The sequence below is a fragment of the Ensifer sp. Root31 genome (assembly GCF_001424825.1).
GTDB lineage: Bacteria > Pseudomonadota > Alphaproteobacteria > Rhizobiales > Rhizobiaceae > Ensifer > Ensifer canadensis.
The window spans coordinates 58,619-73,166 of sequence record NZ_LMCO01000011.1; the positions used below are offsets into that span (position 1 = coordinate 58,619).

A 14,548-nucleotide genomic window follows, 5' to 3' on the forward strand; every position below is an offset into this window, starting at 1 on the left:
AACCGAGGAGAATCCGAATGAGTGCCGTTACAGTGAAGGTCGGTGACGACATGCTGAGGCGCGACAGCGACTACGAGCGCGGCCGCACGTCCGTGCTGTTCGTCGACATGCAGCGCATCTGGTGCGAACCCAATCTCGATCCGACCCACCCGCAGGACGCCGACAGCTACTATCACAAGCGGCTGCGCCAGACGGTGATCCCCAACCAGGTCCGCATCCTCGAGGCGGCCCGCAGTTCCGGCTGCGAAGTGCTGCACACCATCATCGAGAGCCTGACGCTTGACGGCCGCGACCGCTCGCTCGACCACAAGCTTTCCGACATGCATGTGCCGAAGGGCTCGCCCGAGGGCCAGGTCATTCCCGAACTGGCGCCTGTCGACAACGAGATCGTGCTGCCGAAAACCTCTTCCGGCGTCTTCAACTCGACCAACATCGACTACATCCTGCGCAACCTCAACACCCGCTATCTGATCATCGCCGGCGTCATCACCGACCAGTGCGTCGACATGGCGGTGCGCGACGCCGCCGACCGCGGCTATCTCGTCACCGTCGTCAGCGACGCCTGTGCGACCTACAGCCCCGAGCGCCACGAAGGCGCCCTTCGCGCCTATTCCGGCTACTGCTGGACCACCGATACCGACACCGTCGTCAACCGCCTTCAGGGCCTGCGCCAAGCCTGAGCCGCTGCCGAAGATCTTGAGACAAGAGGGGAATTCATGACCGAGACCAACAACGGCAAGGCTCATTCCGCACTGACGGAACTCGCGACCTTCGTCACCACCGACATCGCCGGCATCACCCGCGGCCGCAGCTTTGCCGCTGCACAGATCGACGACTATCTGCGCAAGGGCGTCGGCTGGGTGCCTGCCAATCTGGCGCTGACACCCTTCGACCAGATCGCCGAAAACAATCCCTGGGGCTCGGCCGGCGACCTCAGGCTGATGGCCGACCCCGCCAGCAAGGCGCGCGTCACCTGCCTGCCCGACGTCACCCCGCTGCATTTCTATCACTCCGATATCACCGACCTCAAAGGCGACCCGTGGGAGTGCTGCGTTCGCAGCTTGCTCAAGCGCACGCTTGAGGAATTCGAGCGCGAGGCCGGGCTGAAAGTCATCTCCGCCGTCGAGCAGGAGTTCCAGCTTCTCGGCGTCGACTGGCCCGACGCGCCGTCCTTCGGCCTGCGCGCGCAACGCCGTGCCGAACCCTTCGGCCCGCTGTTGATGACGGCACTGCAGGAGGCGGGCGCCGAGCCGGAAATGTTCCTGCCCGAATATGGCAAGGACCAGTTCGAGATCACCTGCCGCCCGGCGGATGCGCTGACCGCTGCCGACCGTGGCGCCACGATCCGCGCCATCACCAAGGAAGTGGCCGCCCTCTTCGGCTGGAACGCAAGCTTCGCACCGAAGACGAGCGCCAACGGCGTGGGCAACGGCGTGCACCTACATGTCAGCTTCACCGATCTTGACGGCAATCCTGTCACCTTCGACGCGTCGCGCCCGGGTCGCCTGTCGAAGGTCGCCGGGTCTTTCGCCGCCGGCGTTATCCGCCACCTCCCGGCGCTGACCGCCTTCACCGCCCCGTCGGTGCTCTCCTACATGCGGCTCGTTCCGCACCATTGGAGCGCTGCCTATACCTGCCTTGGCGAAAAGAACCGCGAGGCGACGCTCCGCATCTGCCCGACGCTGGATCTGCCCGGCAGCAATCCGGCCAAGCAGTTCAACATGGAGTACCGCGCCGCCGACGCCTGCGCGAGCCCGCATCTGTCGCTGGCCGTCCTGCTCAAGGCCGGCCTCGAAGGTATCCGGGCTGGCCTCGAACAGCCGCCGCTGATCAACTCGGACCCGTCCGATTTTTCCGACGCGGACCAGAAGAAGCTCGGCATCCGCCGCCTGCCTGCAAGCCTGCCGGAAGCGCTCGAAACGCTTGCCGAAGACAAGGTGGTGACCGGCTGGTTCGCCAAGGACTTCCTCGATTGCTACGTCGCGATGAAGCGCAAGGAAATCGAGATCGTCGACGGCCTCTCCCCCGACGAACTCTGCGCCCGCTACGCGGCCGTCTACTGATACGGATAGGCTCCCATGACTTCGACAACGGCCATCAAGAGCCCCGACGACCGACGCGGCAGGCACGACGCCCGCCAGCCGCTTCTGGCGATCGACGAGCCGCCGCCCTATGCGGTGTTTAACCCGGACGGCAAATCGCCGTTCCTGCTTTTGTGCGAGCATGCGTCCAACCGCATGCCGCGTGCACTCGGTGACATGGGATTGCCCGAACACGAGCGCCAGCGCCATATCGCCTGGGACATCGGGGCCTTGGCACTCGCCCAGCATCTAAGCCTCAGCCTCGACGCGCCGTTGTTCTTCACCAACTATTCAAGGTTGGTGATCGACTGCAACCGTCCGCTTTCGGCGCCGTCCTTCATTCCGGAAGTGAGCGAAACGACGGAGATCCCGGCCAACCGGGATCTGAGCGAGATGGAGCGACAGCAGCGGATCGATACGCTGTTCAGGCCCTTCGCCGATGCCGTTTCCCGGCGCCTTGATCTACTGCAGGCAAGGGGTGAACGGCCGTTTGTCGTTGGCGTGCACAGTTTCACCCCCGTCTATTTCGGCAATCAGCGCCCGTGGCAGGCGGGCATTCTCTATCGCGATGCCGAGGCTTTCGCGCAGTCGCTGATCCGGGACCTGAGTTCGGAAGAGCAACTGACGATCGGCGACAACGAGCCCTACAACATCCACCCGGACGAGGATTATACGGTGCCGGTGCATGCCGACGCGCGCCAGCTGCCGGGCGTGCTGATCGAAGTCAGGCATGACCTGATCGATACCGACGCGGGCGTAAAGGCGTGGGGTGAGCGGCTGACCCGTTGTCTCCAGACGAGCCTCAGGGAGTGCCGCCCGTGACCGAAGGCCTTTACGCCAGGGACGGACACGCGATTGCCAACCTGCAGAAGCTGCGCTTCTTTCCGCTCGCCATCGCCGGCGGCAAGGGTGTACGTCTCGTCGAGGAGAACGGCCGCGAGCTGATCGACCTTTCCGGCGCCTGGGGAGCTGCAAGCCTTGGTTATGGCCATCCCGCCCTGGTCGAGGCCGTGTCGCGGGCTGTTGCCAACCCGGCGGGCGCAAGCGTTCTCTCCGCCGCCAACGCACCGGCGACCGCCCTTGCGGAAAAACTGCTCGGCCTTTTCCCCGGCAAGGGACGCAACAAGGTGTGGTTCGGCCATTCCGGCTCCGACGCCAACGAAGCAGTCTTCCGGGCGATCGCCAAAACCACCGGCCGCACCGGCGTCATCTCTTTCATTGGCGCCTATCACGGCTGCACCACCGGCTCGATGGCCTTTTCCGGCCACAGCGTCCAGGCGGGTGCGACCAAGGCGGAGGGGCTGATCCTGCTGCCCTACCCCGATCCCTACCGGCCTTATCAAGGCGACGTTACAGGCGAGGCAATCCTCGACCTCCTGAAACAGCAGTTTGCGACCTCGGCACCGCCGGAGCGGATCGGCTGCGCCTTCATCGAGCCGATCCAGTCCGACGGCGGGCTGATCGTGCCGCCGATGGGGTTCTTCAAAATTTGCCGATCTCTGCCAACGGCACGGCATCCTCGTCGTCTGCGACGAAGTCAAGGTCGGGCTCGGCCGCAGCGGCAGGATGCACTGCTTCGAGCATGAGGATTTTGTGCCCGATATCCTGACGGTCGGCAAAGGGCTCGGCGGCGGCCTGCCGCTTTCGGCAGCGATCGGCCCGGCCGAGATCATGGATTGCGCCACGGCCTTTGCGATGCAGACGCTACATGGCAACCCGGTGTCGACAGCTGCCGGCCTTGCCGTGCTCGAAACCATCGAGCGCGAGGGACTGGCCGAAGCTGCCCACCGAAAGGGCGAACGTTTGCGCCAGGGCCTGCGGCAGCTTTCCGGGCGTCACACGCTGATCGGCGATGTGCGCGGACGCGGCCTTGCCTGCGGCGTGGAGCTGATTGCCGACCGCGACAGCCGTTCACCGGCAGCAAGAGAAACGGCCAAGCTGATCTACCGCGCCTATGAGCTCGGCCTCGTCGTCTATTATGTCGGCATGAATTCGAACGTTTTGGAGATGACCCCGCCGCTGACGATCTCGGACGCGGACATCGACCAGGCGCTCGACATTCTCGACCGCGCCTTTGGCGATGTCGTAGCCGGCCGGGTTTCAGACGCGGTGCTTTCAGAATTCGCCGGCTGGTGAGGCAGTCCTACCGGCGTCTGCCGTCGGTGGGACCCGCGTCTACCAACCCTCGTCAAGAACACGCGTGAGCATGTCGGCAAAAAAGTCGGCGCTTTCCCGGCTGAGGCAGAGCGGCGGCTTGATCTTCAAGACGTTCAGGTGGTCGCCGGTCGGCTGCATGATGACGCCAAACTCAAGAAGGCGATCGCAGATGGCCGCGGTCTCTTCTGTCGCGGGCTCCAGCGTTTCGCGATCGCGGACGAACTCGACACCGAGATAAAGCCCCATGCCGTGCACGGCGCCGACCAGCGGAAACCGCTGCTCCAGCGCTTCGAGCCTCGTCTTGAGGTAGCCGCCGACGACGCGCGCGTTGTCCTGCAATTTCTCCTCTTCGAGAAGATCGAGCACCGTCTGACCGACGATGGAACTCACCGGACTGCCGCCTGATGACGAGAAGAAATAACCTTCCTTCTCCAGGGCGTCGGCAATCTCACGCCGCGTGATGACGGCGCCGAGCGGATGGCCGTTGCCCATGCCCTTGGCGATGGTGATGATATCGGGCACGACGCCCTGTTCCTCGAAACCCCAGAAATAGTCCCCGAGCCTGCCGTAACCGACCTGCACCTCGTCTGCGATGCAGACACCACCGCGCTGGCGAACCATGGCATAGACGGCGTCGAGATAGCCTTTCGGCAAGGGAATGCCGCCGGCGTTGCCATAGACCGGCTCACAGATGAAGCCGGCAAGGCCTTGCCCCCCGTCCTCCAGTTCGCGCAATTTGGTCGCAACCGACCGGACGTAATTGTCGGTCGTGCCGGCGCCGCGGAACGGGCCTCGATAGGTGTTTGGCGCCACCACGGCATGCACCCAGTCAGGGCGGGTCTCAAGCGCCTGCGGGTTGTCAGCGATCGAGGTCGAGACCGCGTCGCTCGCCACCGTCCAGCCGTGATAGGCCTCGAGCAGACTGACGATGTTGCGCTGGCCGGAAAAGGCCCAGGCGAGCCGCAAGGCGAGATCGTTCGCTTCCGAGCCGCTGTTGACCAGGAACACCGTGTCGAGGCCATCGGGCGCGAGTGCTGCAAGCCGCGCGGAAAACTCGGCGACCGAAGCATAATGGAAACGCGAATTCGTATTGAGCAGCGACCATTGCCGGCCGACCGCTGCCGCCAGCCGCGGATGTCCGTGGCCGAGGATGGTGACGTTGTTGACCATGTCGAGATAGGCCCTGCCCTCGACGTCGAACAGATGTTCCTTCCAGCCGCGTTCGATCTGCGGTGGATTGCGATAGTAGTTTTTCTGCTGCCTGGCGAAGTGCCGCTTGCGGCGGTCAAGCAGGTCGGTCGAATGCGGTCTCGGCGCATCGCAGTCGAAACCGAGGATGCCTGATGGTGACGGGCAGAGCATGCGCCACGCATCCGCCTGATGGGCCGGGACAAACAGCGGCGGGTTCAGTCCCGGTTCGCGGCAGAGCTGCACCCGGATCAGGCCAAGCCCATGGCCGGCCTCGACCACCGTGCCGATCGGCGTGCCGGCAGCAACCGTCTCTTCCGTATCCTCGGACGGTTCGAGACCGGAGAGATGGAGAACGACCGCCCCACCGTTCAGGACCATCCGCCCGTCATGCCATTCGGGTCGGCCGGCAAAGGGTGCCCTGACGACAGTCCCGGTCGGCAGGCAGAGATCGACATGCAGGGCGAAGGTCGGCATCGGCGCGGACGCCCGAAGCGCGCTCTCGGTCATCCGGTACTCGCCATACCGGGTCGACGCCATCCCGATCGCGTGCGCCGCCGTCTGCAGCAACGAGGCCGGCAGCGCCTCGTGCTGCCAGCGCTCCTCGGGAAGCAGCGGGCTCAAGATGGAAAGATCGATCTGGCGCACGCCGGCAGGCTCGATGTCGACGAGCAATCCCTCACCCACCACCGGCATCGTCGCCTCCGGTACCGCATCGACGGCACGCAGGATCGCGTATTGCATCATGGCCGGCGGTACGGAGACGGCAACGTCGAAGATCTCGCGCTCATGGGCCGCGTTGCCCTGCACATAGGCGTTCTCAGGATCGATGGTGAGCTGCTGCTCGGAACTGGCGATCAGAACCGCGGCACGCGCAACGATCAGCGGCCACAATGCCTTCAGCTCGTTTTCCTCAAGCGGGCAAACCGCGTGAAAGGCCCTGATGGCCGGCAGAACGAAGAGAGGATCGCCATCGGCATGATGCAGCAGCGAAGCGCATGTGACGGCGAGCTCTGCGACGAGCCAGCCCTTCAGAATATCGCCGAAATCGATGACGCCATCCGGGATCGGCCGGCCGGCCGCATCCGGTTGGCCGACGACATTGTCGTCAGTCACATCATGGTGGATCGCCTGGAGGCGCAGATCGGCCGTCAGCGGCTGCAGCCGGCGCATGGCCCCGACCATCGCCTCGGCGATGCGCTTCTTCAGGCCCTCGTCGGTCATGGCGGAAAGCAGGTGCAAGGCGACCGGTGCGGCGTGGCGTAGATCCCATTGCAGCTCGCGGTCGAGGCCCGGATGATCGAAATCGCTGAGTGCCACCGCCAGCCGCCCGGCAATGTCGCCGAGCGCGGCCACGGTTTCCGCTGTCAGATGTTTGCGCCGCGTCAACGGCACGCCATCGAGATAGGTCAACAGGCGAACGCGATAGTCCTCGCCGCGCACCGTCACATCGACGATGTCGTTGCCATCGAGCGCGCCCATGACCTGCGGCACCCGCACCGAGCCGGTCTGACGGGCGAGATGCAACAAGGCGGCGTTCTGGGCTTGCAGTTCCAGCGGATCGTAGGCCGCTCGGCAGATCTTCAGGACGAAAAGTGCCTCGCCGGTGTCGATCCGGTAGTTGCGATCCTGCTGGCTGCCCAGTTCGGTCAGGGTGCCGGAAAGGCCGAAATGCTCCGAAAGAATGCGCGCAGCGTCCTCGGGCGTCACATCGGGCCTTGGCAATTGCGTGCGAAGCTTCAGCGCGTCTTCAACCATAATGTCGCCTCCATCACATCCGGCATCATGCCGACTTCCGAATCGACCGAACGGGTCTCCTGACTATTGCGACACACCTTCAAGGCGATAGCGCGTCCCGGGATAGAGCAGGCGCGCCGTCGTCACATTGGCGGTGTCGGACCAGGTGCGACGCCGGATCATAAGACAAGGCTCGTTGCGGTCGATGCCGAGCAGCTTGCATTCCCATGGCTGCGGCGACACCGCCTCGACGATCTGTTCGGTGCGGGTGATCGGTGCGACCGCCGTCAGATAGGCGTTCGGCGTCATGTCGCGGAAATCCTGCTCCATGTATTTCGGGCAGATGGCCGGGTTGACGAACCGGTCCTCGATCTGAATCGGCAGGCCGTTTTCCGAATGCACCATGATCGAATGGAAAACTCGTGCGCCGGTAACAAGCCCGAGCGCATAGCCGATTTCCGAAGGTGCTACCTCCTCCTGCATCAGCGTCATGCGCGAAGTATGGGCGTGGCCGCGCTCGCGGATCTCGTCGGCGATGTTGCGCACTTCCAAGAGCGCCGTGCTGCCCTTGTGTGCCGCGACGAACGACCCTACCCCCTGAACGCGGGTGATCGCCCCCTCGGTCGCCAGCTCCCGCAGCGCCCGGTTCGCGGTCATGCGGCTGACGCCGAGATCGGCGACGATCTCGTTTTCGGAAGGAATACGATGATGTGCCGGCCATTCCCCGCTGTCGATGCGGGTGCGGATGAACTGCTTCACCGCCTCGTAGCGTGGCACCGGTCCGTCCTCGAATGCGGCCATTTCGATCCTTCGCCTGAGTGCCGTTATTGGCATTTTTCCCGCCCTTTCCGGAAAGCAAACAAATCATGCGTATCCGGCAATGATTCTTTTCGTTCATTTCGCGCTTGCGCGCCACAGCAAAATATCTATAGTTCCATATACAACTACGTACAGGAAAATCGCAACATGGCAACTTTTCCCGTCAACCGGCTCTTCGCCGACCATGTGCTTCTGCCGACAGGCTGGGCGCAGAATGTCGCCATTGCGCTCGATGCGTCAGGCGGCATCGCCTCCATTGAGACCGATCAGACGATCGCCGACGGCGACGAACGCGTTGCCGGACCGCTCATTCCAGCCGTCGCCAATCTGCATTCCCACGCCTTCCAGCGCGCCATGGCGGGCCTCGCCGAGGTCGCCGGCAGCGGCAACGACAGTTTCTGGACCTGGCGGGAAGAAATGTACCGCACCGTCGGACTGGTGAACCCCGACGACGTCGAGGCGATCGCCGCCAAGCTCTACATGGAGATGCTGAAGGGCGGCTTCGGCCATGTTGCCGAATTCCATTACCTGCACCACACCGCCGACGGCACGCCCTATTCCGACCCGGCCGAGATGTCGCTGCGCATTCTCGCTGCCGCGCAATCGACCGGCATCGGCCTCACCCATCTGCCGGTCTTCTACGCTCATGCCAATTTCGGCGGCGTCGCCCCGAACGTCGGCCAGCGCCCCTTCCTGCATGACCCCGATCGTTTCCTCGCACTCCTGGAACGCCTGGCGCCGATCTGCCGCGACAATGGCCAGACGCTCGGCTACGCCATCCATTCACTGCGCGCCGCGACCCCGGAAGAGATGCGCACGATCCTCGAACGTGCACCCGTCAACGGACCGATCCATATTCACGTCGCCGAACAGACCAAGGAAGTCGAAGACAGCCTTGCCTGGAGCGGTCGCCGCCCTGTTCAGTGGTTGCTCGACGAAATGCCCGTCGACGAGCGCTGGTGCTTGATCCACGCGACCCATCTGACCGACGAGGAAAGACAGCGGCTGGCACGGTCGGGCGCGGTCGCCGGCCTTTGCCCGGCAACGGAAGCCAATCTTGGCGACGGCATCTTTCCAGCCGTCGACTACATCGCCGAAGGCGGACGCCTCGGCATCGGCACCGACAGCCATGTGGCAACCAGCGTCGCCGAAGAACTGCGGTTGCTGGAATACGGCCAGCGCCTGCGCGACCGGCGTCGCAACCGGCTCGCCGCCGCCCCGGGCGCATCGGTCGGCCACACCATTTTCGATGCGGCCCTCAAGGGTGGCGCCCAGGCTGTCGGCCATAAGGCTGCCGGCATTGCAGTCGGTGCCCGCGCCGATTTCGTCGTGCTCGACGGCTCCAATCCGTACATCGCCGCCGCAAGCGGCAATCAGATCCTCGACCGCTGGCTGTTTGCGCTCGGCGGCGAGACCGTCCGCGACGTCATGGTCGCGGGACAGTGGAAGATCCGCAACGGACGCCATGATCGGGAGGAAGACATCGACCGTGCTTTCGCGCGGGTGCTTATGAAACTGAAGTAGCAATCGAAGCGACTATCAAAAAAAGGGGAATGCGCATGTCGATCAGCAAACTGAAACTCACCCTCGCCGCCACCGGCCTCGTGCTTGCCGCTTCTGCCGGCAACGCCAGCGCCTCCTATTGCGGCGACGGCAAGACCGTTACCTTCGCCGGCATCGACTGGGAAAGCGGCGCGTTCATCACCGAGGTGATGAAAACCATCCTGTCGAAGGGCTACGACTGCCAGGTGGATTCGATCCCCGGCAATTCGGTGACGCTCGAACAGGCGACCGCCAACAACGACGTCCAGATCTTCGCCGAGGAATGGCTCGGCCGCTCCGACATCTGGAACAAGGCTGTCGAGGAAAAGAAGGTCGTGGCCATCGGCAAGACCTTCGTCGGCGCCAGCGAAGGCTGGTTCGTGCCGGAATACGTCATCAAGGGCGATGCCAGCCGCAACATCGAGGCCAAGGCGCCGGACCTGAAGAGCGTCTCGCAGCTTTCCGATGCCAAGATCGTCGAACTCTTCGCCGATCCGGAGGAGCCGTCCAAGGGCCGCTTCCTCAATTGCCCGTCCGGCTGGACCTGCGAGGGCGTCAGCACCGCCAAGCTTGATGCCTACAAGCTCGGCGAAACCTATGTGAACTTCCGTCCCGGCACCGGCACGGCGCTCGATTCCGCAATCACTTCGGCCTATCTGCAGGGCGAGCCGATCCTGTTCTACTACTGGTCTCCGACCGCGATCATGGGCAAGTTCAAGCTCGTCCAGCTTGAAGAGCCGGCCTACAACGAAGCCTGCTGGAAGGAGCTTTCGAGCGCCACCGGCAAGCGCGACCAGGGCTGCGCCTTCCCGTCCGTCGATGTTTCCTACGGCGTCAACAGCACCTTCGCCCAGGAAGCCCCCGAGATCATCGCCATCCTCGAAAAGGCGACCTTCCCTCTGGAAGACGTCAACGGCAGCCTTGCCTACATGACCGACCAGAAGGTCGATGCAGTGGCGGCAGCGGCCGAGTTCCTGAAGACCAAGGGCGACATCTGGGGCAAGTGGGTCTCCGACGAGGCCCGCGGCAAGATCGAAGCCAGCCTGAAGTAAAGTCCGTTCGGTCGGCCGACGCGGGTCTGATGCGCCTCGCCTCTGTCTGAGACAGGGCGGTCCCATCGGACCCGCGCCGGCCCCACCCTTCGACACCCCGAGGCAAGCGCCATCGGCGGCGGCATTGCGTCCGTCATGGCCCGAGCAAGGAACGACATCCGATGTTTCCGGATTCCCTCAATCTCTCCATCCGCGCGCCGGTGAACGAGTTCATCCAGACGCTGGTCAGCAGCTATGGCTGGGTCTTCAAGGCGATCAGCGCGGTGATCCTGAAAGCCGTGCTGTTCATCGAATGGATCCTGCGCGGCCTGCCCTGGTGGGTCGTCATCCTCGCCTTCATGGCGCTTGCCTGGCAAAGCTCCAAGCGCTGGACGCTGACGGTCGCCGTCGGCGCGCTCCTGTTCTTCGTCGGCGTGCTCGGCCTCTGGGATCTTACCATGCAGACGCTGGCGCTGATGCTGATGGCGACGCTGGTGTCTGTGGCCATCGGAGTTCCCATGGGCATTCTCGTCGCCAAGAGCCGGCTGGTGCGCAACATCACGCTGCCGGTGCTCGACGTGATGCAGACCATGCCGAGCTTCGTCTATCTGATCCCGGCGCTGATGCTCTTCGGCCTCGGCAAGGTGCCGGCGATCCTCGCCACCATCATCTATGCCGTGCCGCCACTGATCCGCCTCACCGACCTCGGCATTCGCCAGGTCGACCACGAGGTGGTCGAAGCGGCAACGGCCTTCGGCGGCAGCCCCAACCAGATCCTCTTCGGCGTCGAACTGCCGCTGGCAACCCCGACGATCATGGCCGGCCTCAACCAGACAATCATGATGGCGCTGTCGATGGTGGTCGTCGCTTCGATGATCGGCGCGCGCGGCCTCGGCGAGCAGGTGCTGAACGGCATCCAGACGCTTGACGTCGGCAAGGGCCTGGAAGCCGGCATCGGCATCGTCATTCTGGCAATCGTACTCGACCGCATCACGCAAGGTTTCGGCAAGAACCGGACGGAGGATCCCCGCAATGGCTGATATCGAGATCCGCAACGTCTACAAGATCTTCGGCCAGGACGCCAAGGCGGCACTCGCCATGGCCAAGGACGGCCTCGACAAATCTGAGATTCTCGCCCGCTCCGGCTGCAGCGTCGGCCTCAACGACGTCAGCCTGACGATCGGTGCCGGCAAGATCTTCGTCATCATGGGCCTGTCCGGATCGGGCAAGTCGACGCTTGTGCGCCACATCAACCGGCTGATCGAACCGACCAGCGGCCAGGTGGTCTTCGACGGCAGCAACATCCTCGAGCTCGACGCCAAGGCGCTTCGCACCTTCCGCATGCACCGCGTCAGCATGGTGTTCCAGAGCTTTGCCCTGATGCCGCACCGCACCGTGCTGCAGAACGTCGTCTACGGCCAGCGGGTGCGCGGCCTTTCCAAGGCCGACAGCCGCGACATCGGCATGAAATGGATCGAGACCGTCGGGCTTTCCGGCTACGACGCCAAGTTCCCGCATCAGCTTTCGGGCGGCATGAAACAGCGCGTCGGCCTTGCCCGGGCGCTTGCCGCCGATACCGATGTCATCCTGATGGACGAAGCCTTCTCGGCGCTCGATCCGCTGATCCGCGCCGACATGCAGGACCAGTTGCTGCAGCTGCAGCAGAACCTGTCGAAGACCATCGTCTTCATCACTCACGATCTCGACGAGGCTTTGCGCATCGGCTCGGAAATCGCCATCCTGAAGGACGGCCAGGTGGTGCAGGTGGGAACGCCTGACGATATTCTCGACAAGCCCGCCAACGACTATGTCGCCCGGTTCGTCCAGCGCCGCCAGGGAAGGCCAGAAACTCATGACTGAAACCGTCACGCTTGATGGACCTGCAACCTGGGTCGAGATCGCCGCGGTCGCAGATGGCGCTCGGCTGACGCTTTCCGCGGCTGCTCGCCAGCGCATCGTCAAGGCCCGCGCCGTGGTCGAGGCGCTGGTCGATCGCGGCATCCGCGGCTACGGCATCAACACAGGTGTCGGTGCGCTTTGCGATGTCATCATCGACCGGGAAAACCAGCAGGCTCTGTCGCGCAACATCATCCTCAGCCATGCCTGCGGCGTCGGTGAGCCGCTCGGGCGAACCGAGGCACGGGCGGTGATGGCTGCCCAGATCGCCAATTTCGCCCATGGCTATTCCGGCGTCCGCATCGAGACGGTCGAGGCACTTCTGGCGCTGCTCAATGCGGGCCTCATCCCCAATATTCCGTCGCGTGGCTCTGTCGGCTACCTCTCCCATGCCGCGTCGATCGGCCTCGTGCTGATCGGCCATGGCTCGGCAAACGACGGCATGGCAACAGTCAGCGGTGCCGAAGCCTTGCGTCGGCTCGAGCTCCAGCCCCTGCAGTTGCAGGCCAAGGAGGGCTTGAGCCTCGTCAACGGCACGCCCTGCGCCACCGGCCTTGCCGCGCTGGCGCTGTCGCGCGCACAAAAACTCTTCGCCTGGGCGGATGCCGCATCGGCGCTGACCTATGAAAACCTCGGCAGCCAGGCCAATGCCTTTGCCGCCGGCCCGCTGGCGCTGCGGCACTCGTCCGGACTGCAGGCGGTCGGCAAGACGCTGCGCGACCTTCTGGAGGATAGCCCAATGCTGGCGGCAAGCGCCGGCACGCGCACACAGGATCCCTTGAGCCTGCGCGCCGTGCCGCATGTGCATGGCGCCGCCCGCGACGCCTTCGACCATGTGGCCGAGGTGGTGAACCGGGAGCTGGCAAGCCTCACCGACAACCCGGCCGTTTCAGGCACGCCGGAGGCGCCGGAGGTGCATTCGCAGGCTCATGCGGTTGGAGCAGCACTCGGTCTCGCCATGGACAGTCTCGCGGTCGCCGTTGCCGAAGTTGCGGCGATATCTGAGCGTCGTATCGACCGGCTGGTCAACCCGCTCGTCAGTGGCCTGCCCGCCTTTCTCGCCGGCGACAGCGGTGTTTCCTCCGGCTACATGATCGCCCAGTATACGGCGGCTGCCCTTGCCGCGGAGAACCGTCGCCTAGCAGCCCCCGCCAGCCTTGATGGTGGCATCACCTCGGCGCTGCAGGAGGATATCCTGACGCACGCCACGCCCGCCGCCTGGAAGGCGCTTGAAATCGTCGACAACCTCGAGCGCATTCTTGCAATCGAGCTGCTCGCGGCCGCACAGGCCTATGACCTGCAGCCCCGCGCAACGGCCAAGGCGAAACGCACCGAGGCGCTCTACCAGCGCATCCGCGCCGTCGTTCCCGTCTATGCAGACGACCGGCCGATGAACGAGGATTTCGACCGCATGCGGCTCGTCATTCAGGAAGAGACGCCATGAAGCTCCTGCCCGCCTCCGGCCACAAGCGCATGCCCTGGAAAAACGGTGGCGGCGAAACCATCGAGATATCAGTCTTTCCGGAAGGCGCATCGCTTTCGGAGTTTGACTGGCGGGTGAGCATGGCGACCGTCGCAAGCGATGGCCCCTTCTCTGCTTTTCCCGGCATCGACCGCACGCTGTCGATCCTTAAAGGCAACGGCATGACGCTCTTGATCGAAGGCCGCGACCCGGCCCGATTGACGGAGGCGGATGCGCCCCTTGCCTTCCCCGCCGACGTCGCCACATCGGCCAGCCTGATTAACGGCACGATCGTCGACCTCAATGTCATGACCCGCCGGGGCAAGCTCATCCATCGGGTGCGCCGGCTGGCGATCGACGGCGAGCATCCGCTGGCGAGCGAGGCTACCACCACCATGGTCTTTTGCCATCGCGGCGCGGTGGAGCTGGATGGTAACGGCCAGACGCTTGCGCTTTCCGTCGGCGATGCGGTGATCCTCGAGGGGCCGGTTGCGGCCACGGTGAAGGCGCCGGCACCGTGCGAGGTGTTTCTCATCGAGATCGACCCGGCGCCGAGCGTCTGACTGCGCCTGGTGCCGGCGGCCAGCTCCGCGCCGCTCTCCGATCGCGCAACCTCAGCTTACAACCGAACGGAC

General features: G+C 64.3%; 11 protein-coding genes and 1 pseudogene. 10 read left to right on the forward strand and 2 right to left on the reverse strand.

Annotation, left to right across the window (positions count from 1 at the left end):
* Positions 1 to 17 precede the first annotated feature (17 nt).
* The 4 genes and pseudogenes from ASD00_RS11695 to ASD00_RS11710 all read left to right on the forward strand — a co-directional run bounded on the left by ASD00_RS11695 (position 18) and on the right by ASD00_RS11710 (position 4,217).
* Positions 18 to 680 carry an isochorismatase family cysteine hydrolase gene (locus tag ASD00_RS11695; RefSeq protein ID WP_025424685.1) on the forward strand — a complete coding sequence of 221 codons (663 nt, stop codon included), beginning with the start codon at positions 18 to 20 and terminating at the stop codon, positions 678 to 680.
* Between the two features lie 36 nt (positions 681 to 716).
* Positions 717 to 2,063, forward strand: coding sequence for a glutamine synthetase family protein (locus tag ASD00_RS11700; RefSeq protein ID WP_025424686.1), 1,347 nt, complete (start codon positions 717 to 719; stop codon positions 2,061 to 2,063).
* Between the two features lie 15 nt (positions 2,064 to 2,078).
* A complete protein-coding gene (locus ASD00_RS11705; protein ID WP_082523521.1) occupies positions 2,079 to 2,903 on the forward strand; it encodes an N-formylglutamate amidohydrolase in 825 nt (274 codons plus the stop codon).
* Positions 2,900 to 4,217, forward strand: a pseudogene (locus ASD00_RS11710) (aspartate aminotransferase family protein). The gene ASD00_RS11705 and the pseudogene ASD00_RS11710 overlap by 4 nt, the downstream one beginning before the upstream one ends.
* Before the next feature lie 39 nt (positions 4,218 to 4,256).
* Here ASD00_RS11710 and ASD00_RS11715 read toward each other — a convergent pair.
* Complete coding sequence (locus ASD00_RS11715) at positions 4,257 to 7,184, reverse strand: aminotransferase (protein ID WP_057206572.1); 2,928 nt, start codon at positions 7,182 to 7,184, stop codon at positions 4,257 to 4,259.
* 63 nt (positions 7,185 to 7,247) lie between these two features.
* Positions 7,248 to 7,991 (reverse strand): histidine utilization repressor, encoded by a 744-nt coding sequence (gene hutC, locus ASD00_RS11720; RefSeq protein ID WP_025424690.1) that lies wholly within the window; start codon positions 7,989 to 7,991, stop codon positions 7,248 to 7,250.
* 138 nt (positions 7,992 to 8,129) lie between these two features.
* Between hutC and hutF the strand changes: the two genes are divergently transcribed.
* The 6 genes from hutF to ASD00_RS11750 all read left to right on the forward strand — a co-directional run bounded on the left by hutF (position 8,130) and on the right by ASD00_RS11750 (position 14,476).
* On the forward strand, positions 8,130 to 9,506 hold the full coding sequence (hutF, locus tag ASD00_RS11725; RefSeq protein ID WP_057206574.1) for a formimidoylglutamate deiminase: 1,377 nt from the start codon (positions 8,130 to 8,132) through the stop codon (positions 9,504 to 9,506).
* Positions 9,507 to 9,541: 35 nt separating this feature from the next.
* Positions 9,542 to 10,576 (forward strand): ABC transporter substrate-binding protein, encoded by a 1,035-nt coding sequence (locus ASD00_RS11730; protein WP_057206637.1) that lies wholly within the window; start codon positions 9,542 to 9,544, stop codon positions 10,574 to 10,576.
* Positions 10,577 to 10,737: 161 nt separating this feature from the next.
* Positions 10,738 to 11,595: a proline/glycine betaine ABC transporter permease gene (locus tag ASD00_RS11735; RefSeq protein ID WP_025424693.1), complete on the forward strand. Its 858-nt coding sequence runs from the start codon at positions 10,738 to 10,740 to the stop codon at positions 11,593 to 11,595.
* Complete coding sequence (locus ASD00_RS11740) at positions 11,588 to 12,415, forward strand: betaine/proline/choline family ABC transporter ATP-binding protein (protein WP_025424694.1); 828 nt, start codon at positions 11,588 to 11,590, stop codon at positions 12,413 to 12,415. The genes ASD00_RS11735 and ASD00_RS11740 overlap by 8 nt, the downstream gene beginning before the upstream one ends.
* Positions 12,408 to 13,895, forward strand: coding sequence for a histidine ammonia-lyase (gene hutH, locus ASD00_RS11745; protein ID WP_057206576.1), 1,488 nt, complete (start codon positions 12,408 to 12,410; stop codon positions 13,893 to 13,895). The genes ASD00_RS11740 and hutH overlap by 8 nt, the downstream gene beginning before the upstream one ends.
* A complete protein-coding gene (locus ASD00_RS11750; protein WP_057206578.1) occupies positions 13,892 to 14,476 on the forward strand; it encodes a HutD family protein in 585 nt (194 codons plus the stop codon). The genes hutH and ASD00_RS11750 overlap by 4 nt, the downstream gene beginning before the upstream one ends.
* Positions 14,477 to 14,548: the final 72 nt, after the last annotated feature.